General features: G+C 67.2%; 21 protein-coding genes. 9 read left to right on the forward strand and 12 right to left on the reverse strand.

The annotated features are described in order from the left end of the window. Nucleotides 1-6: 6 nt before the first annotated feature. Nucleotides 7-999, reverse strand: a complete 993-nt coding sequence (gene ahbB, locus MFF62_RS11960; RefSeq protein ID WP_238263334.1) for a siroheme decarboxylase subunit beta — start codon at nt 997-999, stop codon at nt 7-9. A gap of 212 nt (nt 1,000-1,211) precedes the next feature. Next, entirely contained in the window at nt 1,212-2,453 is a 1,242-nt protein-coding gene (locus MFF62_RS11965; protein WP_238263335.1) for an MFS transporter, read from the reverse strand. 163 nt (nt 2,454-2,616) lie between these two features. On the opposite strand from MFF62_RS11965, the gene MFF62_RS11970 reads away from it, so the two are divergent. Further along, complete coding sequence (locus tag MFF62_RS11970; protein ID WP_238263336.1) at nt 2,617-3,546, forward strand: LysR family transcriptional regulator; 930 nt, start codon at nt 2,617-2,619, stop codon at nt 3,544-3,546. A 274-nt stretch (nt 3,547-3,820) separates the two neighbouring features. Continuing rightward, nucleotides 3,821-4,390 carry a hypothetical protein gene (locus MFF62_RS11975; RefSeq protein ID WP_238263337.1) on the forward strand — a complete coding sequence of 190 codons (570 nt, stop codon included), beginning with the start codon at nt 3,821-3,823 and terminating at the stop codon, nt 4,388-4,390. Nucleotides 4,391-4,415: 25 nt separating this feature from the next. Here the strand turns inward: MFF62_RS11975 and MFF62_RS11980 are convergent, their stop codons facing one another. Together MFF62_RS11980 and MFF62_RS11985 are read right to left on the reverse strand one after the other, a co-directional pair. After that, a complete protein-coding gene (locus tag MFF62_RS11980) occupies nt 4,416-4,733 on the reverse strand; it encodes an H-NS histone family protein (protein ID WP_238263338.1) in 318 nt (105 codons plus the stop codon). Between the two features lie 582 nt (nt 4,734-5,315). After that, nucleotides 5,316-6,704: an NCS2 family permease gene (locus MFF62_RS11985; RefSeq protein ID WP_238263339.1), complete on the reverse strand. Its 1,389-nt coding sequence runs from the start codon at nt 6,702-6,704 to the stop codon at nt 5,316-5,318. A gap of 452 nt (nt 6,705-7,156) precedes the next feature. Between MFF62_RS11985 and MFF62_RS11990 the strand changes: the two genes are divergently transcribed. Continuing rightward, nucleotides 7,157-8,119: a chemotaxis protein gene (locus tag MFF62_RS11990; RefSeq protein ID WP_238263340.1), complete on the forward strand. Its 963-nt coding sequence runs from the start codon at nt 7,157-7,159 to the stop codon at nt 8,117-8,119. 384 nt (nt 8,120-8,503) lie between these two features. Here MFF62_RS11990 and MFF62_RS11995 read toward each other — a convergent pair whose 3' ends face one another. The 5 genes from MFF62_RS11995 to MFF62_RS12015 all read right to left on the reverse strand — a co-directional run bounded on the left by MFF62_RS11995 (nt 8,504) and on the right by MFF62_RS12015 (nt 13,800). Further along, entirely contained in the window at nt 8,504-9,160 is a 657-nt protein-coding gene (locus MFF62_RS11995) for a peroxiredoxin (protein ID WP_238263341.1), read from the reverse strand. 149 nt (nt 9,161-9,309) lie between these two features. Further along, the gene (locus MFF62_RS12000; protein ID WP_238263342.1) at nt 9,310-10,440 is read right to left on the reverse strand and encodes a dihydrolipoamide acetyltransferase family protein; all 1,131 of its coding nucleotides are present in this window, start codon (nt 10,438-10,440) and stop codon (nt 9,310-9,312) included. Between the two features lie 28 nt (nt 10,441-10,468). Further along, nucleotides 10,469-11,449 (reverse strand): alpha-ketoacid dehydrogenase subunit beta, encoded by a 981-nt coding sequence (locus tag MFF62_RS12005; RefSeq protein WP_238263343.1) that lies wholly within the window; start codon nt 11,447-11,449, stop codon nt 10,469-10,471. After that, nucleotides 11,442-12,533: a pyruvate dehydrogenase (acetyl-transferring) E1 component subunit alpha gene (gene pdhA / locus MFF62_RS12010; protein WP_238263344.1), complete on the reverse strand. Its 1,092-nt coding sequence runs from the start codon at nt 12,531-12,533 to the stop codon at nt 11,442-11,444. Before pdhA ends, MFF62_RS12005 begins: the two co-directional genes overlap by 8 nt. A gap of 295 nt (nt 12,534-12,828) precedes the next feature. After that, complete coding sequence (locus MFF62_RS12015; RefSeq protein ID WP_238263345.1) at nt 12,829-13,800, reverse strand: aliphatic sulfonate ABC transporter substrate-binding protein; 972 nt, start codon at nt 13,798-13,800, stop codon at nt 12,829-12,831. A 198-nt stretch (nt 13,801-13,998) separates the two neighbouring features. Between MFF62_RS12015 and MFF62_RS12020 the strand changes: the two genes are divergently transcribed. From MFF62_RS12020 to MFF62_RS12040, 5 genes are read left to right on the forward strand one after another with little or no spacing between them, the layout of a single operon-like run. Then, entirely contained in the window at nt 13,999-14,877 is an 879-nt protein-coding gene (locus MFF62_RS12020) for a TauD/TfdA dioxygenase family protein (protein ID WP_238263346.1), read from the forward strand. A 45-nt stretch (nt 14,878-14,922) separates the two neighbouring features. Continuing rightward, nucleotides 14,923-15,957, forward strand: a complete 1,035-nt coding sequence (locus tag MFF62_RS12025; RefSeq protein ID WP_238263347.1) for an ABC transporter substrate-binding protein — start codon at nt 14,923-14,925, stop codon at nt 15,955-15,957. A 1-nt stretch (nt 15,958) separates the two neighbouring features. Continuing rightward, complete coding sequence (locus tag MFF62_RS12030; protein WP_238263348.1) at nt 15,959-16,828, forward strand: ABC transporter ATP-binding protein; 870 nt, start codon at nt 15,959-15,961, stop codon at nt 16,826-16,828. 6 nt (nt 16,829-16,834) lie between these two features. After that, complete coding sequence (locus MFF62_RS12035; protein ID WP_238263349.1) at nt 16,835-17,704, forward strand: ABC transporter permease; 870 nt, start codon at nt 16,835-16,837, stop codon at nt 17,702-17,704. A gap of 43 nt (nt 17,705-17,747) precedes the next feature. Next, nucleotides 17,748-18,515, forward strand: a complete 768-nt coding sequence (locus tag MFF62_RS12040) for a class I SAM-dependent methyltransferase (protein WP_238263350.1) — start codon at nt 17,748-17,750, stop codon at nt 18,513-18,515. 12 nt (nt 18,516-18,527) lie between these two features. Here the strand turns inward: MFF62_RS12040 and MFF62_RS12045 are convergent, their stop codons facing one another. After that, on the reverse strand, nt 18,528-19,754 hold the full coding sequence (locus MFF62_RS12045) for an MFS transporter (RefSeq protein WP_238263351.1): 1,227 nt from the start codon (nt 19,752-19,754) through the stop codon (nt 18,528-18,530). Between the two features lie 211 nt (nt 19,755-19,965). Here MFF62_RS12045 and MFF62_RS12050 point away from each other — a divergent pair, with 211 nt between their 5' ends. Then, nucleotides 19,966-20,739: an IclR family transcriptional regulator gene (locus MFF62_RS12050; protein ID WP_238263352.1), complete on the forward strand. Its 774-nt coding sequence runs from the start codon at nt 19,966-19,968 to the stop codon at nt 20,737-20,739. A gap of 188 nt (nt 20,740-20,927) precedes the next feature. On the opposite strand, the gene MFF62_RS12055 is transcribed toward MFF62_RS12050, so the two are convergent. Together MFF62_RS12055 and shc are read right to left on the reverse strand one after the other, a co-directional pair. Beyond that, the gene (locus MFF62_RS12055; protein ID WP_283205332.1) at nt 20,928-21,614 is read right to left on the reverse strand and encodes a phosphorylase; all 687 of its coding nucleotides are present in this window, start codon (nt 21,612-21,614) and stop codon (nt 20,928-20,930) included. A 5-nt stretch (nt 21,615-21,619) separates the two neighbouring features. Beyond that, nucleotides 21,620-23,620: a squalene--hopene cyclase gene (gene shc, locus MFF62_RS12060; protein ID WP_238263353.1), complete on the reverse strand. Its 2,001-nt coding sequence runs from the start codon at nt 23,618-23,620 to the stop codon at nt 21,620-21,622. Nucleotides 23,621-23,668: the final 48 nt, after the last annotated feature.

Raw genomic sequence — 23,668 nt, forward strand, 5'->3', positions numbered from 1 at the left:
CCTGCGTCAGAACTCCGGCATGGCACCGCCATAGCGTGTGCCACGCTGCTTGTAGCACTGGCTCGTGCGCAGCACCGCGTGCGGCGCATCGTTCAATCCGCCCACCGCGTGAAAACGCTGCAGCACCGCATGCAGTTCGCCGGCGCTGCGGGCGTGGATCATCGCGAACAGGTTGTACTGCCACGTGGGCAGCCGCCGCGCGCGCCGGAAACACATGGTGACAAACGGCACCTGGGCCAGTCGCATGCCGATGGCGTCGACCCGCGCATCGGGCACGTTCCAGACGCACATGACGTTGTGGGTATAGCCGAACGGACGATGCCGCAGGATGGCGCCGAAGCGGCGGATCACGCCCAGGCTGCGCCATTTCGCCAGTCGTGCCAGCGTCTCCGACAACGCCAGCCCCGTGCGCCGCGCCAGGTTGTGATAGGGCTGCGGCGTGAGCGTCAGTCCCGGCTCCAGCGCGGCGGCCAGGCGCCAGTCCGCTTCGTCGAACGCGGGGCACACCGGCACGCTTGGTAACGACGGCGGCAACGGCCGGCGGGCCTGGCGCGAGGTGCCCAGCGGCAGGCCGAGGTCGGTCCGGTATTCGCGCTCGAGCGGCAGGTCGATGGGCCGCTGGCCGATGTCGACGGCGATGCGTGTCAGCACGCCGTCGAGCGTGGCGCGGTCGCGCGCGCCGGCCACGAACCAGAGGTTGTAGCGATGCCCGTCGCGGGCATGGCTCTGGCTGACATCGGGATCGCCGTTGATGCGTTCGACCACGCGGTCCATGCGCGCCGACGGTATCGACAGCGCGGCCACGGTGCTCGCCCCTATCGTGTTGGGAGCAAAGACGGCGCCGATGCGGCTGATGCGGCCGTTGCCCACGTCGCGGGCCAGCAGGCTCAGCAGCGCGTGCTCGGAGAGATCGAAGGCCGCGCCGGCACGTTGGTAGGGGCGGATATCGAGGGGGAAATCGTCCTGGATGCGGTTGTAGAGTCCGAATTCGTCAATCATGGCGTCGAACATGAGCGTGTGGGCGGTCGGATCAGTGCTGGGGTAAGCACGGGGACGATGCGCAGGCGCCATGTATTGCGACGAACCCATATCCGGAAGAATCACATCCAGACAAACCGGCGTCGCGGCCAACCATCACCGCGACCCACCGGGGCACACCCGCATCGTGCGGGCATGATCGTGAAGTTCGGTCGAGGCCTCGTTGACGGTTGTCAAGCCGGATCGAGATGGTAGGCATTGCCGCTGCTCGCCGCACTGCGCTCCATGCGCACGGCCAGCAATGCGATGCCCAATGCGGCCAGCGGTGCGATGGCCGCCACCCAGGGCAAGGCGGCAAGCCCCGGGCCGTGATCCACCACGGTGCCGCCCAGCCAGGCCCCCAGGCCATTGCCCAGGTTGAAGGCCGCGATATTGAAGCTCGACGCCAGGTTCTGGCCCGCGCCCTGCGCATGGCGCAGCACGCGAAGCTGCAGCGGCGAGACCGTGGAGAAGGCCGCGATGCCCAGCACGCCGACGAAAACCACCACCGCCACAGGGCTATGCAGCGACAAGGTCATGGTGGCCAGCACCACCGTCAGCATGACCAGCGCGCCAAGCAGTGCACCGGTGGGACGGCGGTCGGCCACGCGTCCGCCAATGATGTTGCCGATGATCATGCCGCCGCCGAACAGCAGCAGGATGGGCGACACCGCGCCTTCGGCAAAACCGGTGACGCGCGTCAGCAGCGGCTGGATGTAGGTGATGACTGCAAACGTGCCCAGGGCCTGCAGCACGGTCATCAGCAGCCCCAGCAGCACCTGCGGCCGGCCGATGGTCTTCAGCTCGTCGACCAGGCGCACGGGCGCGGCGTCGTCGCGGCTGGTGCGTACCAGCAAGGCGATCACCGTCAGCGACACCAGGCCAATCGCGGTCATGGCCCAGAACGTGGAGCGCCAGCCGAAGTGCAGGCCCAGCCAGGCGCCGGCCGGCATGCCGAGCAGCGTGGCCAGCGTCAGGCCCGAGAACATCACCGAGATGGCCGACGCGCGCCGGTTGGCCGGCACCAGGCCGGTGGCCACTACAGCGCCCACGCCGAAGAACGTGCCATGCGTGAGCGACGTCACCACGCGCGCGATCATCAGCGTGGTGTAGTCGGGCGCCAGCGCGCAGGCCGCATTGCCGATGGTGTAGAGGATCATCAGCGCCATCAGCACGGCCTTGCGCGGCATGCGCCGGGTCAGCAGCGTCAGCACCGGCGCGCCGGCGAACACGCCCAGCGCGTAGCCCGAAACCAGCATGCCGGCCGCCGCGATGGTGACACCGAGGTCCGAAGACACCTGCAGCAGCAGGCCCATGATGACGAATTCCGCGCAGCCGATACCGAACGATCCGGCGGTCAGCGCGTACAGGGCCGCCGGCATGCGCGCGCGCTCGCCGGCGGAAGGAGTGGAGGGGGTGGAGAGGGGCGCAGCCATCTGGAAATCTCCGGTGAGCCGGCCAACGGCCGGCGCTCGCGTGCGTGAAGGGTGGATAAAGCGGGAAAGGCGGGAAATGCAGGAAAGGCAGCAGTGTCGGTCTTTCCTATCTTCTGAAAAACGGGCAATATCGAGAATCAGTTTCAAGTTTTCATTGAGAACCATGGATCGGATTGGGGATATCGGACTGTTCCTGCGGGTGCTCGACCTGGGATCGATCAGCGCGGCGGCGCGCAGCCTGGACATTTCCGTGGCCGTGGCAAGCCAGCGCCTGCAACGGCTGGAGCGCGATCTCGGCGTGCGGCTGCTGCATCGCACCACGCGCCGGCTGCACGCCACGCCCGAGGGCGCGGTGCTGGCCGAGCAGGGGCGGGCACTGGTGGACGACCTGGAGGCGCTGTCCAGTTCCTTGCGACAGGCCGGCACCGGCATCACGGGCACGCTGCGGCTCACCACGTCGGCATCGTTCGGACGCCAGTACGTGTCGCCGTTGCTGACCGAGTTCCTGCGCCGGTATCCAGGCATCAACGTCAGCGTCAACCTGACGGATCACGTGCTGGACCTGGTCAGCAGCGGCTTCGACCTGGCCATCCGCATTGGAACGCTCGACGATTCGACGCTGGTGGCACGCAAGCTGGCCGACAACCGGCGCCTGCTGTGCGCATCGCCCGATTACCTGCGCGAGCACGGCACGCCGAAGACGCCGGAAGACCTGGTCCGGCATCAATGCCTGGTGCTGGTGGGCGCGCAGGGTCGCGCCGATGTCTGGCGGTTCGACGATGGTCGCGGTGGGGAAACGCCAGTGCGCGTGCGCGGCCGGGTCGAGGCCAATACGGGGGAGTTGCTGGCGGACGCCGCGCTGGCGGGTTTTGGCATCGCCATGCATTCTACCTGGCATGTCTGCGAGGACTTGCGGGCGGGACGCCTGGTGCAGGTATTGGCCGACTATCCCATCGCGGTGAGCGGCATTTACGCGGTGATGCCGCAGCGCCGGCTGGTGCCGCCGCGCGTGCGCGCGTTCGTGGAGTTCCTGGCCGAGAAGTGGGGCGAGTCGCCACCGGGCATGCCGGACTTGGATCCTCGCCGATCCTGACCTAGAGTGCTTTGCTGCGGCCGTGCGTCGGCGGGTGGCGCGCCTGGGAAGCGATGGTGGTGGCGACTGACTGCCTAAATCTTGGGCAGTCCGGTGCGATGACGCACAGACTGGGCCCCGGCGCCCAGGGCAGGCAGGATATCCACAGTTTCTGTGGATATCCTCAACGTGGGGCAGCCCACGTCCGCGCCACGGCAGGCAGGGTATGCTTCGGCACCAACCTCGGTCAACTGTCAGCTTCGTGCCCGCTATGCACAGGAATCCGATTGCCGCAGTGCCTGTTGTTGTCCCCGCTGCCATGCGGGCCACGTTGCTGGCGTTATTGCCGGCCGTGCTGGCCGGCTGCGTGACATATTACCGCGTACCTTCGGACGCGCCGTTCGCCAGCGTGCGCCTGATGACCAGTACCGATGACCGGACCACATTCAACGTGCTGGACCCCGCAAGGTGTCCGTCGCCGTGGCCCCAGGTGCTGGCCGGCACGGGCAAGCAGCTCGCGGCCATGGGGCGCGACTCGACACTGGATATGGCGGGCATTCCGCCGGAGCCACCGTCGCGCGTGCGTGAGCGCAAGTTGGTGCCGGGCAAGCGGATCTATGTGGCGGTGATTTCGTATGCGGCGCCGCCCGCGGAAGATGCGCGCTGCGCGGCCGGCGTATCGTTCGTCCCGCAGGTGAACGGGCAATACGAGATCCGGTTTACGCGCGACGATAGCGCGACCCAGTGCGCGGCGCGGGTGCTGCGGCTGCAGCCCGATGCGGAGGGCGGTGCGAAGGTGGTTCAGGAACCGTCGCAGCAGGGGTTCAGGGCGTTGCGCCCCGAATACCTGTGCGAGGCACGCTAGCGCGCCTCGCGAAAACCTGGAAACCTCAGGCCTGTTCGTCGATCAGGAAGCGCTCCGGGCGCTTGCCCAGCCATGCCGGAGCACGGCCACGGCCCGACCACGTCTTGCCGGTCTTCGGATCACGATACTTCGGCGGCAGCGCCGATGCCGCTTTCTGCGCCGCGCCGCTGCCAGCCGGACGGCCGCGACGGCGCTTCGGTGCGATGTCCTCGACGGTCAGATCATAATCGGCCATCAACTGGCGGATCTGCTCGATCACGCTTGCCACTTCATTGGCGCGTACTTCGCTGAGCTTGGCTTCCAGTGCTTCTTTTTCGGCCAGCAGTTGCTTGTATGTCGGCATTTTTGGATCCCCGTTCAGATTGGCGGCCCGTTGCATACCGCTGCAAGCGAGTACCGCATAACAAAAATATTACAAAGAATTATCCGGAAAAGCACGATTCAAACACGAACGCGAAAGAAATCGTAAAGGTTCTGGCATCAAAGCGGTATGCCATCTACCTGTTATCGCTGCCTGTTATCACATTTCCGGAAAGATTTGGCGCCCGCTTCGGCGTTGCGAAAGGCGCTGGTCCGCATCCTAACCAGAATAAGCAATGGGAGGCAACCATGGATTTGGCATATTCGTAAATCGTCCAGTGCACGAGCGCGGGGAATGTGGATTTTTTTTAGCCGACCGGGTTATGCGGGAAATTCGAATGCATGGACCTGACGCTCGCCGGCATGATTGTCAGCAATGATATTTTTAGCATGTTGCTGACTGACTCAGGACATCTGCGCGAATGCGCTGACAAACACGCCGGCAATAAAAAAGCCCTCGGGGGGAAAGTCCCCGAGGGCCATCGAAATCCACCGGTCATCCCAGGTGGAGGAGACCTCGTTGTCGCCGTAATGGCGGATTTTTTTAGCGTGGCAAGCCGACCTTTTAGATGGCCCAGCCGCCTGCGTAGAACGCGGCCAGTGCCACCGCGATGGCTACCGTGCCGATATTGAGCTTGCGCCATTCACCTGCGACGATGCGGCCGATGACCAGCGTGCAGAAGCCCAGCATGATGCCGGTGACGATATTGCAGGTCAGCACGATGAACACGGCGCAGACCAGGCCGGCCAGCGAGTCGACCAGGTCGTCCATGTGCAGGCGCGACACGCTCGACAGCATCAGCAGGCCCACGTACATCAGCGCCGGGGCGGTGGCGTACGACGGCACCAGGCCGGCCAGCGGCGAGAAGAACATCACCACCAGGAACAGCACGCCAACAGTGACGGCGGCCAGGCCCGTACGGGCGCCGGCGGCTACGCCAACCGTCGATTCGATGTAGGCAGCGGCCGGTGCGCCACCGAAGAATGCCGAGAAGATCGAGCTGACCGAATCGGCGGTCAGTGCTCGGCCACCGTTGTGGATGCGGCCCGTGGCGTCGAGCTGGTTCGCCTGGCCGGCCACGGCGCGGATGGTGCCGGTGGCGTCGAAGACCGCGGTCATCACCAGTGCCAGCACGCTGGGCAGCACGGCGGCCGACAGCGCGCCACGGATGTCCATTGCACCGATCAGCGAGGCATGGCCCGGGGCCGACAGCGACGGCAGTGCGAACACGCCGGTGAACTTGACGGCCGGGTCGAAGGCCAGGCCCAGCAGCGAGATCGCCACGATCACGAGCAGGATGCCGCCCGGTACGCGGCGACGTTCCAGGCCGAAGATCGCGGCCAGGCCCAGCACCGACATCACTACCGGAAACGCCGTGATCTGGCCCAGTGCCACCGGCAGTCCGGGGCCGGGGTTCTTCACCACCAGACCCACTTCATTCGATGCGATCAGCAGCAGGAACAGGCCGATGCCGATACCTGCGCCGTGCGCCACGCCAGCGGGCAGGTTGCGCAGGATCCAGGACCGCACCCCGGTGACCGAGATGGCCGTGAACACCACGCCCATCAGGAACACGGCGCCCAGTGCCACGGCGGGCGTGAGCTTCTGGCCCAGCACCAGGCCGAAGGCCATGAATGCGGTCAGCGAGATGGCGCAGCCGATGGCGATCGGCAGCTTGGCCCAGAGGCCCATCAGCAGGGACCCGAATGCGGTGGTCAGGCACACGGCCACGAACACGGCGCTGTTGTCGAAGCCGGCCTTGCCCAGCATGCCGGGCACGACGAACACGGCGTAGACCATGGCCATGAAGGTGGTGATACCCGCCACCACTTCGCGCCGCTGCGTGCTGCCACGGGCGCTGATTCCAAAATACTGGTCGATCCTGCCGCCCGGTTGAGCCGGGGCGGGGGGCGCGTCTGCGTCCGCGACGGACGGATACGGCTGTTCGATCATGGTCTGTCTCCTTGGGGCGCTGCGCACGTCCGCGTACGGATCGGCGTCAGCCTCGTCTCACGTGGTTCCGGGTGTGGAGGTCGGAGGTCCCGTCGGGCATCGGCAAGGGGGTGCGGGTGTCTCGTTCCTCGGTGTCCGGCCACTCGGGCCGGGGGCCGGTCGGCTACCTCTGGCGGGCAGGATCCGGCGAGGCTCAAAGGTAGGCGAGGCGCCTGCCATATTCATCATCGGGGGCGCATGCGGAACATGCCCGCGTCCGAATAACCACGGTGTGCCGGTGCTTCGCAAGGCTCAGGGATTTCCCTCGGTGGCGGCGATGTGCGCCATGCGGGGCCAGCCATGCGTCACAACTGGGCCGTCATATGTAGTTAGCGCTAAAGGTCACGGCGGGGGCGCCGATAGCCCCATGGCAACACCCATATCCATACACACCGAGCCAGCGGAGCAAGAGCATGACCAGCGCGATGAGGGACATCGACGAGCGCACCAACCTGACCAACAACAACCAGTTCGAGTTGCTGTTGTTCCGACTTGGCGACGCTGCGCACACCGAACAGTCCGAACTGTTCGGCATCAACGTTTTCAAGGTCCGGGAAATCCTGGTCATGCCGCCGGTCACCACCGTGGTCGGCGCCGAGCCGTCGATCCTGGGCATGGCCGACATCCGCGGCCAGGTGATTCCGGTCATCGACCTGCCGCGCCTGCTGGAATGCAAGCCGAAGTCGGGCCTCAACATCATGCTCGTCACCGAGTACGCGCGCTCGACGCAAGGGTTCGCGGTCGAGGCCGTCGAGGAAATCGTCCGCCTGGACTGGAGCCAGGTGATCTCGGCCGAGAACAGCGTCAAGGGCGGCCTGGTGACCAGCATCGCCAAGCTCGACGTGGGCGGCGACAACGCGCGCCTGGTGCAGGTGCTGGACGTCGAGCAGATCCTGCGCGACGTGCTGCCGACGCGCCAGCCCGACGTGGACCCCGCGACGGTTGGCCCGCAACTGAACCTGCGCCCGGGCAGCAAGGTGCTGTGCGCCGATGATTCCGCGCTGGCGCGCGGCCTGATCGAGAACGGCCTCAAGGCAATGGGCGTGCAGGTGGTGATGACCAAGACCGGTCAGGAAGCCTGGGAAATGCTGGGACAGATCGCCGACCTGACGGCCAGCCAGGGCAAGTCCATCCGCGACGAAGTGGCGCTGGTGCTGACTGACCTGGAAATGCCCGAGATGGACGGCTTCACGCTGACGCGCAAGATCAAGGCCGACGCACGTCTGAAGTCACTGCCCGTGGTCATCCATTCGTCGCTGTCCGGCGAGGCCAGTGAAGAGCACGTGCGCAAGGTGGGTGCGGATGCCTACGTGTCGAAGTTCCTGGCAAAGGATCTGGCGGACACGATTCGTGGAGTGCTGGCGCGGCATCCGTAAGCGCCTGCTGAATTTGCGGTTGTGTTTTTGATTTGCCCCTCTCCCTCTGGGAGAGGGGCAGGGGTGAGGGCAGGCGGTTCAAATTGCCATTAGTCGGCAAGCAGAGCCTCCATGCCCTCACCCCCAACCCCTCTCCCGCGAGCGGGAGAGGGGAGCAGAAATCTGCGCGCGATAACCTCCAAAACCCACCCTGCATAAATCCCTTCCCCACGCAACAAAACCCCCGGAACCGGCTTTGCCCAAAAAAAAGGCAGTCCAGCTCCCTTCAATACCGGCGCGGGTTTGCGGGCTGTCAAGAGGGCGATTATCCACGTAACCTGTGGATAGTTCCACAGGCCAGATGGATTAACTCAAACAGGTATACCGCCCTCTGCGAACAGGTACCTACTTGGGCTGTGCGACGGTGCGCAGGTACGGCTTCAGCGTCTTGAAACCATCGGGATATTTCTTCTTCGCGTCATCGTCGGAAACTGAAGTCGGGATGATCACGTCGTCGCCCGGCTTCCAGTTTACGGGCGTGGCCACGGCGTGCTTGGCGTTGAGTTGCAGCGAATCGAGCAGACGCAGTACCTCGTCGAAATTGCGCCCTGCGCTCATCGGATACACCAGCATGGCCTTGATCTTCTTGTCGGGTCCGATCCAGAACACCGAGCGGATCGTGGCGTTGTCCACGGCGGTGCGTGGGCCGCTGCCGCTGGCCTCGGGGTGGATCATGTCGTAGAGCTTGGCCACGGTCAGGTCGTGGTCGCCGATCATCGGGTAGTTCACGGCGGCGCCCTGCGTTTCCTCGATGTCCTTGGCCCAGCGCGAGTGGTCGCCAACGGGGTCGATCGACAGGCCGATGACCTTGGTGTTGCGCTTGTCGAATTCGGGCTTCAGCTTTGCCATGTAGCCCAGTTCGGTGGTGCAGACCGGCGTGAAGTCCTTGGGATGCGAAAACAGGATTGCCCAGCTGTCGCCGATCCATTCGTGGAAGTTGATCTTGCCCTCGGTGGTCTCTGCGGTGAAGTCGGGGGCTGTCTCGCCAATGCGGATGGCCATGGTCAGGCTCCTTCTGGATGGGTTGCGGTGGTTGGATTGGCAGGCCCGCGCTGCGCGCGGCTATCCAGTATAGGTACTGCGCGCGACGAATGGGCTCCTGCCGATGGCGGAGGCGCAATCGGTATCGCGGGCGTCACTCAACGGGCGTTCTAGTCTGGGCGCTCCAGATCCGCGATGACGGCACGCAGAAAGCGCGCGGCCTCGCCGCCGGTGACCACGCGATGGTCGAAGGTCAGCGACAGCGGCATCACACGATGCACGGCCGGCACGCCGCCCGCGGCCACCACTTCGTCGCGGATGCGTCCGGCGCCCAGGATGGCCACCGTGGGCGGCACCACGATCGGCGCCGCGTAGCGCCCCGCGATCATGCCGAAATTCGACAGCGTGATGGTGTTGCCGCGCATCTCCTCGGGGGCGATGGTGCGGGCCTGGATATCGGCACGCATGCGGTCCAGGCCCGTGCGCAGGTCGGCCGCGTCGCGCTTGCCCACATTGCGCAGCACCGGCACGAACAGCCCTTCGGGCAGGTCCGCCGCAATGCCCACGTCGATACGTTCCAGCACATGGCGGCGGCCGGTATGGCCTTCGTACCAGGCGTTGAGCGCCGGCTCGGCGCGCACGCCAGCCACCAGCGCACGGACCAGGCGGATCGTGATGTCGTGGCCGCGCGCCGTGCCGACGGTCTGCCACGCATGCAGGTCGGCGTCGTCCATGACCGTGGCGGCGGCCACCTCGCTCTGCGCGCGCGCCATGTTCTGCGCCATCGCGCGCCGCACCCCGCGCACGATTTCGGCGGGGCCCAGTTCCGCCAGCGTGGTGGCCACGCGCTGCACGTCGGTGGCCGTGATCACGCCATCGCGGCCCGACGGCGTGACCATGGCCAGGTCCACCGACAGCTTGCGCGCCAGCGCGCGCACCGCCGGCGTGGCCTTGATGCCGTGCCCGCCCTGCACCCCGGCGGCACCCACGCGCGTATCGCCCTCGTGTACCACGTGCGTGCCCACCTTGACCGCGCCCACCACGGTGCCGGCATCGTCCGACGCGCCCGCGCCCTCGAAGCCCACCAGTGGCGCGCCAAGGTGAACGATGTCGCCCGGCTGCGCGAACAGCTTGGCTACCTGTCCGCCGAACGGCGAGGGAATCTCGACGATGGCCTTGGCCGTTTCCACCGACAGCAGCGGCTGGTCCGCCTGTATGGCATCGCCGGGCTTGACGTGCCACGTCACGATCTCGGCTTCCTGCAGGCCTTCGCCCAGGTCGGGCAGCTTGAAGATCCGCATCGTTGTCTCCTGGTTGGGCAGGGTAGGTTCAGGCGGCGTCGAGCGCGCGTCGCGCCGCGTCCACGATCCGCTGTACCGATGGCAGGTAGCTGTGCTCCAGGCGTGCCAGTGGCACCACGGTGTCATAGCCGGTCACGCGCTGCACGGGCGCGCTGAGCGAATAGAGCCCGGCTTCGGCCAGGTTCGCGGCAATCTCGGCGCCCACGCCAGCGGTGCGCGGGGCCTCATGCACGATCACGCAGCGGCTGGTTTGCGCCACCGCTTCGAGGATCGTTTCCATGTCCAGCGGCTTGAGCGTGGCCACGTCGATCACGGTGGCGGAGATGCCGTCTTCGGCCAGCGCATCGGCGGCGGCCAGCGTTTCGCGCACCATCGCGCCCCAGCTCACCAGCGTGATGTCGGTGCCGTCGCGCAGCGTGAAGCAGGCGTCCAGCGGCAGCGCCTCGCCGTTGTCCTCTACCTCCTGCCGGAACATCCGGTAGAGCCGCGTGGGCTCGAAGAAGATCACCGGGTCGGGGTCGCGAATCGCGGCCAGCAGCAGCCCGTAGGCGCGTGCCGGTGACGATGGCATGACCACGCGCAGCCCCGGGATATGCGCGAACAGCGCCTCGGGGCTTTCGGAATGATGCTCGGGCGCATGGATGCCGGCGCCGCTCGGGGCGCGCACGACCAGCGGACAACTGAGCCGCCCGCGCGTGCGATGCCGCAGGTGGCCGGCATGGTTCAGGATGTTGTCGATGGCGGGATAGATGAAGCCCGCGAACTGGATCTCGGCAACCGGCTTCAATCCCATCGCTGCCATGCCGATGGCCGCGCCGACGATGCCGCCTTCAGCCAGTGGCGTGTCCAGGACGCGCGCCTCGCCAAAGCGGCCCTGCAGCCCGACCGTGGAGCGGAACACGCCGCCATTGAGTCCGATGTCCTCGCCCAGCAGCACCACATCGGGGTCGTGTTCCAGCGCGTGGGCCAGGGCCAGGTTGATGGCTTCCACCATATGCAGTTCAGCCATGATGGGTCTCCTGGGTCGGTGCGGCGTAGCGTTGCGCGGTGTCGAGCTGGTCGGCCATGGCGGCCGGCAGCGTTTCATACAGGCAGTCGAACATCGCGGAAACATCGGGGTGGGGCAGTTGCAGATAGGCTTCCACGGCGGCCCCCACCGCTTGCTGGCATTCGCGCACCAGCGCTTCCTCGCGCCCGGCGTCCCAGGCGCCCAGCGCGGCCAGGTAGTCGCGCATCCGCTTGAGCGGCTCGTGCCGCCAGGCTTCCTTGACCGTGGCTTCGTCGCGATAGCGCGAGGCATCGTCGGCCGTGGTGTGGTCGCCCAGCCGGTAGGTCACGGCCTCGATCAGCGTGGCTCCGCCCCCATCGCGCGCGCGGCCGATGGCGTCGTCCACGCGATGGCGCACCGCGATCACGTCGTTGCCGTCCACCTGCTCGCCGGGGATGCCAGCGGCGATGGCTTTCTGCGCCAGCGTGGCGGCCGCCGTCTGCTTGGCACGCGGCATCGAGATGGCCCACTGGTTGTTGTTGATGACAATGACCAGCGGCACCTGCCACGCGCCGGCCATGTTCATGCCTTCGTAGAACGCGCCGTTCGATGTGCCGCCGTCGCCGATGATGCAGACCGCCACGCGCGGCTGGCGCCGCAGCTTGAACGCATACGCCACGCCGGCGGCGTGGCCGACCTGCGTGCCGATCGGCACGCAGTTGCCGAAGTCGTGCGGCACCGCCGCAAATCCGCTGCCGCGTTCGTCGCCGCCCCAGTAGAGCAGGCTCTCCGTCATCGTGACGCCACGCACAAACTGCGCGGCGTGATCGCGATAGGAAGGCACCAGCACGTCGTCCGGGCGCATGGCCGTGGCCACGCCTACCCCAATCGCCTCCTGGCCCAGCGCCGACGCGAACGTGCCAATCTGGCCGGTGCGCTGCATCGCGATGGCCTTGAGGTCGAACTGCCGGGTGAGCACCATGGCGCGGTACAGCGGCAGCAACGCAGCCGGGTCACGGGCAAAGGCGGGAAGGTCCGGGGCAGGAATGCCCTCGGGAGACAGGAAGCTGGTGTAATCAATGTCAAAGCGCGCAACAGTGCCCATGTGGTGGTCCCCTTGTGGTTCGCTGTGTCCTGTGCGGCGCAGCATCTTGTGAATGCTGCTGCTTTCGACTATAGGGCACGAAACAGGGGACCGGGCGTGCGGTGGCGCACTTGATGGTGAGGATGCTTGAAGCTTGCTACTTGGTTTTCTCCCCTCTCCCGCACGGCGGGAGAGGGGCCGGGGGTGAGGGCCAGGAGGGTCAAATTGCGACTTGTCGGCAAGCAGAGCCGCTATGCCCTCACCCCTAACCCCTCTCCCGCTTCGCGGGAGAGGGGAGCAACACCCGGCGCGACGCTTACGCCGGCTTCCACACCGGCGATGCCGCCACCGTTACCTTGCGGGGCAGGATCGACTGGCCCGCGAACGCATCGGCGATGCGTTGCTGTTCTTCCAGCGCGGCCGCGTCCACCGGCTGCACCTGGTACGTGCGCCGGGCGTTGGCGGCTTCCACCGTGGCGGCGTCCAGGCCGATCAGCGGCGCATGCCATGCGGCCGCTTCCGTTGGATTGGCCTTGAGCCATTCGCCCGCGCGGCGCAACTCCTGGTAGACCGTGGCCAACACGTCAGGGCGGCGCTTCGCATACGGCGTGGCAGCCAGGTAGAAGCGGCGGTAGCTCGACAGCTTCGCGCCGTCACGCAGGATGCGCGCATTGGCCTGGCGCTGCACGGCCGAAAGAAACGGGTCCCAGATCACCCAGGCCGCCACGCTGCCGCGCTCGAATGCCGCGCGCGCGTCGGCTGGTGTCAGGTAGGCGGGTTCGATGTCGCGCATCGACAAGCCCGCTTCGTTCAATGCTTCGAGCAGCAGGTAATGAGCGCCCGCGCCTTTGGAGAACGCCACGCGCTGCCCCTTGAGCTGCGCCACCGTGCGGATCGCCGAATCGTGGCGCACCACGATGGCCTGCGCGGTGGGCGACGGCGCTTCGATGGCGTAGTACGTCATGCTGGCGCCGGCTGCCAGCGCGAACGGCGGCACGGCATCGGCCACGTCGGCGGTCAGGTCCAGGTTGCCGACGTTGAGCGATTCCAGCAGCGGCAGGCCCGACGTGAATTCGTGCCATTGCACGCTGACCTTGCGCGGCGCCAGCGCCTGCTCCAGCGTCTGGCGCGACTTCAGCCAGATCATCAGCGTCGAGGACTTCTGGTAGCCGATGCGCAGCGTCTCCGGTGCATCGGCGGCCATGGAGAGGGTGGGGGCAAGCGCGGCACCCAGGCCGGCCATGCCGGTCAGCACGATGCGCCGGCGGGTGGTGTTGGGGGATGACATCGGGACAATCCTTCGGAGGAACCAACCTGTCAGCGTACGGAGCGCGGCGCCGCACGGGAACGAAGGAAAACAAGCTTGCATATGCGCCGCGCCCCATATGCGGCCATCGCATAACGGCGCGCGAATTGATTCGTTGTCCGCTGCGGCCACCATCCCTAGAGTGCAAGGCTTGTGCTTCCCCCAAGGCCAATACCTGCCATGACGATTGCCGCCGCAGAGACCCTGCAGGATTTCGAGATTAAGCCGCTGGATACCGCACTCGGTGCGGAAGTCATCGGGCTCGACCTGAATCAACCGCTTTCCACCGAAGACTTCCAGCGCATCCATCGCGCGCATCTGGACTACCACGTGATGGTGTTCCGCGACCAGCGTATTTCGCCAGACCAGCAGATCGCATTCAGCCGCCGCTTCGGGCCCCTTCAGATTCACGTGCTGCACCAGTTCCAGCTTGCCCGCCATCCCGAAATCCTGATCGTTTCCAACGTGCTGAAGGACGGCAAGCCGATTGGCCTGGGCGATGCCGGCCACTTCTGGCACTCGGACCTGTCGTACAAGGAAACCCCGAGCCTCGGGTCGCTGCTCCATGCCATCGAGTTGCCGGCCGAGGGCGGAGACACGCTGTTCGCCAACATGCATGCCGCCTACGACGGCTTGCCCGATGCGACCAAACGCCGGCTCGAAGGGCTGACCGCCGAGCACACCTATCTGGCGCGCTATGCCGAACTGCAGAAGCGCAGTCCATGGCGGCCCAACCTGACGGCCGAGCAGATCGCGCAGGTGCGCCCCGTGGTGCATCCGGTGGTGCGCACGCATCCGGAAACGGGCCGCAAGGCGCTGTTCGTCAGCGAGCATTTCACGACCCGGATCGTCGGCCTGCCCGATGACGAAAGCCGCGCGCTGCTCGACGAACTGTTCGCGCACAGCGTGAAGCCCGCCTACGTCTACCGCCATCAGTGGCGTGAGCACGACCTGGTGTTCTGGGACAACCGGTCGCTGCTGCACCTGGCCGCCGGCACACCCGATGCGCTGCGGCGCGTGATGTACCGCACCACGATCGAAGGCGACGTGCCTTTCTGACCTGTTTCGACTTTCCCAAGACCGCGCTTCCCCGGAGTTATTCGCATGTCCCTGTTTTCGTCCGCCACATCCCTGAAGCGGCGCGCCGCGCTGGCCGCGGTTGCCACACTTGTCGCCGGCCTGGCCGTCACCGGCACTGCCCATGCCGAAGGCCGGATCCGCGTCGCCGAGCAGTTCGGCGTGGTCTACCTGCTGCTGAACGTGGCGCGTGACCAGCAACTGATCGAGAAGCACGGCAAGCAGCAGGGTGTCGACGTCAAGGTGGAATGGACGCAGCTCTCGGGTGGGGCGGCGGTCAACGACGCGCTGCTGTCGGGCGCCATCGATATCGCCGGCGCGGGCGTCGGCCCGCTGCTGACGCTGTGGGATCGCACCCACGGGCGCCAGAACGTCAAGGGTGTGGCGTCGCTGGGCAACTTCCCGTACTACCTGGTCTCGAACAATCCGAAGGTCAAGTCGATTGCCGATTTCTCGGACAAGGACCGCATCGCGCTGCCGGCGGTAACGGTGTCGGTGCAGTCGCGCGTGCTGCAACTGGCGGCCGCGAAGCAGTGGGGCGACAAGGAATTCAACCGGCTCGACAAGTGGACCGTGGCCGTGCCGCATCCCGATGCCGCGGCGGCCATCATTGCCGGCGGCACGGAAATCACCGGCCACTTCGGCAACCCGCCGTTCCAGGACCAGGAACTGGCTGGCAATCCGAACGCCCGGATCGTGCTCAATTCCTATGACGTGCTCGGTGGCCCAAGCTCGGCCACGGTGCTGTACGCCACCGAGAAATTCCGCAACGAGAACCCCAAGACGTACCGCGCGTTCGTCGACGCGCTGGCCGAGGCCGCCGCGTTCGCGACCAAGGACCCCGAGGCCGCGGCCGATCTCTATATCCGCGTGAACAAGGCGAAGATCGACCGCGCGTTGCTGGTGAAGATCCTGAAGAACCCGCAGGTGCAGTTCAAGGTCACGCCGCAGAACACGTATCCGCTGGCCGATTTCATGCATCGCGTGGGCGCGATCAAGAACCGCCCGGCATCGTGGCAGGACTACTTCTTCCAGGACGCGGCCACCGCGCAGGGGAGCTGATATGGCCGACGGCCTCCAGGCAAGCGCGGCGCGGCTGCGCGTGGTGTCCCATCCGCAGCCGCTGCTGCAGGTGGACAACGTGTCGCTCGAATACCGCACGCCAAGCCGCGTGGTGCGCGCCACGCATCGCGTGAGCTTCGACGTGCATGCGTCGGACCGCTTCGTGCTGCTGGGGCCGTCCGGCTGCGGCAAGTCGACGCTGCTCAAGGCCGTGGCCGGTTTCGTGCCGCCGGCCGAGGGCGAGATCCGGCTGGACGGACAGCGTGTGCAGGCACCGGGCCCGGACCGCATCGTCGTGTTCCAGGAATTCGACCAGTTGCCGCCGTGGAAGACCGTGCGGCAGAACGTCATGTTCCCGCTGCGCCAGGCGCGCGGCATGTCGAAGGCCGAGGCCAATGACGTGGCCATGCACTACCTGGACAAGGTGGGCCTGGCTGCCTTTGCCGATGCCTATCCGCACACGTTGTCGGGCGGCATGAAGCAGCGCGTGGCGATTGCCCGCGCGCTGGCCACGCGGCCCAAGGTGCTGCTGATGGACGAACCGTTTGCCGCGCTCGATGCGCTGACGCGGCGGCGCATGCAGGAAGAGCTGCTGGCGCTGTGGGACGACGCGGCGTTCACGCTGCTGTTCGTGACCCATTCGATCGAGGAAGCGTTGGTGGTGGGCAGCCGCATCCTGCTGCTGTCGCCGCATCCGGGCCGCGTGCGCGCGGAACTCAACAGCCACCAGTTTTCGCTGGCCAGCCAGGGCAGCGCGGAATTCCAGCAGGCGGCGCAGCGTATCCACGCCATGCTGTTCGACATCCCGGCGGAAACACCGGCACAGGCAGGCGCCACCATCGACCACGCGCGCCAGGCCGCCACGCACTGACCCATCATGAGCACCATCCAACCACCCCTGCGTCCCGAATACGAGCGTGTGCTCGAACCATTCACCGCGCTTCCGCTGTCGCGCGCCTTGCCGTGGTACCGGCAACTCTGGCAGCAGGGCTGGCTGCGCCGTGCCGTGATTCTGCTGACGCTGGCCCTGGCGTGGGAAATCGTCGCCCGCGTGCAGGACAACGACCTGCTGCTGCCGACGTTCCTGGCCACCGCGCGTGCGTTTTCCGAAGCCATCGCCAGTGGCGAGCTGCCGGGCAAGGCCGCCGTGTCGCTGTCGATCCTGCTGCAGGGTTATGTGGCGGGCATCGTGCTGGCCTTTGTGCTGACTACGCTGGCGGTGTCGTCGCGCCTGGGCCGCGACCTGCTCGATACGCTGACCGCGATGTTCAACCCGCTGCCCGCCATCGCGCTGCTGCCGCTGGCGTTGCTCTGGTTCGGGCTGGGTACAGGCAGCCTCGTGTTCGTGCTGATCCATTCGGTGCTGTGGCCGCTGGCGCTGAACACCTATGCCGGATTCCGGGGCGTGCCCGAGACGCTGCGCATGGCGGGCCGCAACTATGGCCTGCGCGGCCTGCGCTACGTGGTGCTGATCCTGGTGCCGGCCGCGTTGCCGGCCATCCTGTCGGGCCTCAAGATCGGCTGGGCCTTTGCGTGGCGCACGCTGATCGCGGCCGAGCTGGTGTTTGGCGCGTCGTCGGGCAAGGGCGGGCTGGGCTGGTACATCTTTCAGAACCGCAATGAACTCTATACGGACCGCGTGTTCGCGGGGCTGGCCACGGTGATCCTGATCGGGCTGGCGGTCGAGGGGCTGGTGTTTGCCACGCTGGAGCGCCTGACGGTGCGCCGCTGGGGGCAGCAGCACTGACGCTACTTGTCGTCGTCACGAAGCCGGCGTATCGTGCCGGGTCATGACGACGATCCATCATGCCGCCGCCTCGGGCTTCTCGTCCCAGGCCGATACGTACGCCCGCGGGCGTCCCGACTATCCCGCCGCGCTTGGCACCTGGCTGCGCGACACCCTGGGCCTGGCCCCCGGCAAGACCGTGGTGGACCTGGGCGCCGGTACCGGCAAGTTCACCGGCCTGCTGCTGCCCACGGGCGCCAGCGTGATCGCGGTGGAGCCGGTCGACGCGATGCGCGCGCAGTTGTCGGCCAAGCTGCCCGACGTACGCGCGGTGCAGGGTAGTGCCGAATCCATGCCGCTGCCCGACGCCAGCGTCGACGCCGTGGTCTGCGCTCAAGCCTTTCACTGGTTTGCCAACACGGCCGCGATGCACGAGATCGCTCGCGTGCTGAAGCCGGGCGGCCGTCTTGGGCTGATCTGGAATGTGCGCGACGAGTCGGTGGGCTGGGTGTCCCGGCTGACCGAAATCATGACGCCGCACGAGGGCGATGCGCCGCGCTTCTACAAGGGTGACTGGAAGAAGGTGTTTCCGGCCGATGGTTTCGGCCCGCTCGCGCTGACGAGCTTCCCGTACACGCACGACGGCGCGCCCGAGCAGGTGATCGTGGACCGCGTGATGTCGGTCAGCTTCATCGCGTCGTTGCCGCAGGCCGGGCAGGATGCCGTGCGCGCGCAGCTGCACGAGGTCATCGCCACCGATCCGGCGCTGCATGGCCACGACCACGTGTCGTTTCCCTACAGCACCGAGGCGTACTGCTGCGTCCGCCAGTAATTCGGTCGGAAATCAGGTGGCCGGCGCGAGCCGGTCACGGTAGCGCGCGGCCAGCATCTGGCTCAGTACCAGCGCCAGCACTGCGCTGGCCGCCGCGAACAGGTAGACGGCGGGGTAGCCGCCCTGCTTGGCGATAAAGCCGGCCACCGGGCCGGTCAGGCCCAGCGCGAAGTCGAGGAACAGCGCATAGGCGCCCAGCGCCGAGCCACGATTGGTGGCAGGCACGCGCTTGACGGCTTCCATGCCCAGCGCCGGGAACACCAGCGAGAATCCAAAGCCGACCACGGCCGCGCCCGCCAGCGCCTGCCACGGGGCATGTGCCATCCAGATGATGGCCAGGCCGGCCGCTTCCACGGCAAACGACACCAGCGCCACCGGATAGCCGCCGAACTTCGAGATCGCATCTGCCATGACCAGGCGCGTCAGCACGAAGCACAGGCCAAGCGCGGTCAGCGCCAGTGCGGCGTTGTCCCAGCCGTGGCTGGCGTAGTAGAGCGTGATGAAGGCGGTGATCACGCCAAATCCGACCGAACCCAGCGCCAGGCACAGGCCGAACGGCGTCATGGCGCGGAAGACGCGACGGAACGGCAGGCGGTCTCCCTTGAGAATCGGCACCGGCGGGCGGCGGCGCGCCAGTAGCAGCGCCACGCCGGCGATCAGCGTGGTGACCATGCCGATAACACCCAGACCGCCCCAGTGCGCCAGCACCACGCCAACCGGTGCCCCCACGGCCAGCGCGCCGTAGGTGGTGATGCCATTCCACGAGATGACCTTTGCCGTATGGCGCGCGCCCGCGCTGCCAATGCCCCAGGCAATCGTGCCAGTGGTGACCAGGCTTTCGCCCGCGCCCAGCACCAGGCGTCCGGCCAGCAGCCACGCCAGCCCCAGCCAGCCGCTGTCTGCAAAGAACGATGCAATCAGCGTCAGCACGCCGCTGGCCGTGACCAGCGCCAGCCCGGTCAGCACCGAGCGCTTGGGACCCTGCGTGTCGCACAGCGTGCCGGCCCAGGGGCGGCTCATCAGCGTGGCCAGGTACTGGATGCTGACGGCCAGGCCAGCCAGCACGGCGCTATAGCCCAGGTCGCCGTGGACGAAGCCCGGCACCACGGCAATCGGCAGGCCCACCGCCAGGTAGGCGATGAAATTGAAGAAAACGACGGCAAGAATGCGGCGGGTCACATTGCCGGTGGCGGCTTCGCCATGCGGCGGGGTGACAGACGGCTGGCTATGGGCGGACATGGGGTGATGCAAGGGGCGCGAGGGCTGACGATAAGAGCCGGGTAGTGCCCGTTCGCTGTATGACGACTCAGGGAAAACCCGGAAATCGCCATCATACGGCAATGCAGCAATCCGCGTACGGTGGCGGCGCGCGGTGTGGTTCCATTGACAACACCAGGGGCGTTCTATACGGTGGACGCCCGTTCCGATTGGCCCTCCCGCCGCCCGCACCATGCCCCGCAAAGCCGCCCAGCTATCCGAAGCCGACAAGCACGCCGCCGAGGGCGGTGCCATTGCCGTCGACCGGGCGCTGTTCGTGCTGTCGGTGTTCCGCGAGGGCGACACGGCATTGGGCCTGGCCGAACTAGCCCAGCGCAGCGGCCTGTACAAGAGCACGCTGCTGCGGCTGCTGGCATCGCTGGATCACGCCCGGCTGACGCAGCGGCTGCCCGACGGCCGCTACGCGCTAGGGCCCGAGGTAGCGCGGCTCAACGCGGTCTACGCGGCGTCGTTCTCGCTGGAGCAGGTGGTGGTGCCGGCCTTGCGCGAGCTGGTGCGCGTGACGCGGGAATCGGCCGCTTTCCACGTGGAGCAGGGCGAGCACCGGCTTTGCCTGTATCGCGTGGATTCGCCCCAGCCCGTGCGCGACCACATCCGCGCCGGCGACCTGCTGCCGCGCAACCGCGGCGCGGGCGGACGCGTACTACGCGCGTTTGCCGGCGCGCGCGGCGAGATCTATCAGAGAATCCGCAACGAAGGCGTCATCGCGCTGGTGGGAGACCGCAGCCCCGACATCGCGGGCGTGTCCGCGCCGGTGTTTGGGCCCAGTGGCGACCTGAAGGGCGCGTTGACTCTGACTTGCCCGACGCCACGCTTCAACGCGGCTTTCCGTGAGCAGGTTCTGGATGCGGCGCGTGCGTTGACGCATGCGCTGGGGGGGACGTTTCCGGAGGTGATGCCGGCTGGAGATGCGGGGCAGGGTGAGGCGTTGCAGTCGGACGACTGATTGCCCGATCTTCCATGCCCCTGGTTTGCTCCCCTCTCCCGCAACGCGGGAGAGGGGCCGGGGGTGAGGGCGCAGCGGTGCAAATTGCGACAGGTCGGCAAGCAGAACCGCCGGCCCTCACCCCCAACCCCTCTCCCGGAGGGAGAGGGGAGCCAAGCCGGCGGTCAAGCCAAACTCGGGGCGTGTAATCAGGCCGCAGCCATGGCCGGCAACGCGAAACCCGCGCCGACTGCGCGGTGCGCTTCCGCCAGGGCAGCCTTGGCGATCGACGCATCGCGGCCCAGGCGCAGCAGCCCGCCAAGCTGGTTCGGGGCCTTGAGCAGGCCAAGAATGACGGCGCGGACATCGGTGGAGCCATCGGCGGCCATGCCGGCGAAGGCCAGCGGTGGCACAGCGCGGTCGGCGGGGTCGATCACCACGCGCAGCGCGGCAAAGGGAATGCCGTGGGCTTGCGCGGCGCGGGCGGCGATGTGCGATTCCATGTCGACGGCGAACGCACCGTACGCGTCATGGAGCGCCGCTTTTTCTGCGACCGTCAGCACAGGCGTGTCCGAGCCGGCCAGCAGGCCGCATTCGGCATAAGGCAGCGCACGCCGCAAGGCAGCGGTCCAGTAGGGCGAGGTGCTGTACGACGTCTGACCGCTGCGCACGGCGGTAGCCACGATCACGGTGCCGGGTGGCAGTGTTGGATCCAGGCCACCGGCCACGCCAAAACTGATCACACCAGCGCAGCCCTGCATGAGCCGGACGTCCAGCGCCCTTGCGAGCATCACGTCACGATGGCCGTACAGCGTCTGCACGCCGGCGCCTGCCGCGATGCGGGCTTCGAAATCCATGCCGCAAACGGCCAGAACCTGGGACAGCGGAGCGGTCACGGTGCTCACAATCCCCAGGCCACCGCGTGGTTGCCCTCGCGCAGCAGGTTGCGGAAACGCGCCAGTGCCCACAGCGGGAAGAAGCGCGAATAGCCGTGGTAGCGCAGATAGAACACGCGCGGAAAGCCCACGGCCGTGAAGTACGGCTCGTCCCAGAAACCATCGCTGGCCTGCGTGCGCAGCAGGTATTGCACACCGCGCGCCACGGCCGGATGGTCGCCCGCGCCGGCCGCCATCATGCCCAGCATGGCCCATGCGGTCTGCGATGCGGTGCTCGGCGCCGTCTCGTAACCACGGTATTCAAGCTTGTAGCTGTCGCCCGACTCGCCCCAGCCGCCGTCGTCGTTCTGGATCGATGCCAGCCATTGCGCGGCGCGCTGCATCTCGGGCGCGTCGGCGCCGATGCCGGCCGCGTTGAGGCCACACAGGGTGCTCCACGTGCCATAGATATAGTTGGTGCCCCAGCGGCCAAACCAGCTACCGTCCGCTTCCTGCTCGTCCAGCACGTAGCGCAGCGCGCGCGCCGCCGGCTCGCTGTTGGCCGGCATCTGGCCCAACTGGCACAGCATGGCCAGGCAGCGCGCCGACACATCGGCGGTGGGCGGGTCCAGCAGCGCGCCGTGATCGGCAAACGGGATGTTGTTCAGGTAGAGGTGCGTGTTCTCGGGCTCGAACGCGCCCCAGCCGCCGTTGCTGCTCTGCATGCCGATCACCCACTCGCAGGCGCGCGCAATGGCGGGCGTGTAGCGGTTCGAGCAGTCACCGCGCTCGGCGCGGTCCATGGCGGCGGCCACCACGGCGGTATCGTCGACGTCAGGATAGTGGGCGTTGTTGTACTGGAACGCCCAGCCGCCTGGCCGCACGTTGGGACGCCGCACGGTCCAGTCGCCGCGCAGTTCCAGCTCTTGCAGCGGCACCAGCCAGTCCAGCCCGCGCGATGCCGCGGCAATCGCGCGCGGCTCGCCCACTTCCAGCAGCGCATGGGCGGCCAGCGAGGTGTCCCAGACTGGCGACAGGCACGGCTGGCAGTAGGCTTCGTCGTCGCGCACGACCAGCAGCTTGTCGATCGACGCACGGGCAATCGCGCGGTCCGGATCGTCGGCCGGCACGCCGAGCACGTCGAACATCAACACCGAGTTGACCATGGCCGGGAAGATGGCGCCCAGGCCGTCCTCGCCATTGAGGCGCTCGACGGTGAACTTGCGGGCGCGCTCGACGGCGCGCTGGCGCATGGCACGCGGGAACATCGGCTCGGCCACGCGCACCACGGCGTCGAGCGCGCGGAACACGCTCACCCAGAGCGGGCTCTGGTGCGGCGCGCGGCGCGGCAGGCGGGTGGACTGGGCGGGCCGTACGAACAGTTCGTCGATGCCGATCTTGCGCGGGTTGCGCGCCTGCGGCCGCAGGCTGTTCAGCACCAGCAGCGGCACCACGACCGTACGCGCCCAGTACGAAACCTTGGACAGATGGAACGGAAGCCACTCGGGCAGCAGCATGATTTCCACGGGCATCATCGGCACGGCCTGCCACGGCATCACGCCGTACAGCGCCAGCAGGGTGCGCGTGAACACGTTGCTTTGCTCGGCGCCGCCCATGGCGTGGATGCGCGCGCGTGCACGCGCCATGTGCGGGGCGGCGGGGTCGTCGCCGGCCATCTTCAGGGCGAAGTACGCCTTGACGCTGGCGCTTACGTCGGCCGCGCCCGCATGGAACAGCGGCCAGCCGCCGTCGGCGTTCTGGATGCGGCGCAGGTAGTTGGCGATCTTGCCTTCGAGTACCGGGTCGGGAGTCTCGCCCAGGTAGTGCACCATCAGGATGTACTCGGCCGGGATGGTGGCATCGGCTTCGAGTTCGTAGACCCAGTGGCCGTCTTCCCGCTGCTGCGCCAGCAGTGCATCGACGGCGTGCGCGATGCCATCGTCAAGCGGATCGGGCAGGGACGCCTCGATGGTGCGCCGGGTCGGCGCATTGTCGGCAGGGCGGGTGATCGTTGCAGCCTGGTTCATCTATTCGGGGGCACTTCTCTCATGGCGATGCCGCAGCCCGGGCCGCGC

Source organism: Cupriavidus pauculus (assembly GCF_022179805.1).
Classification (GTDB): Bacteria; Pseudomonadota; Gammaproteobacteria; order Burkholderiales; family Burkholderiaceae; genus Cupriavidus; species Cupriavidus pauculus_E.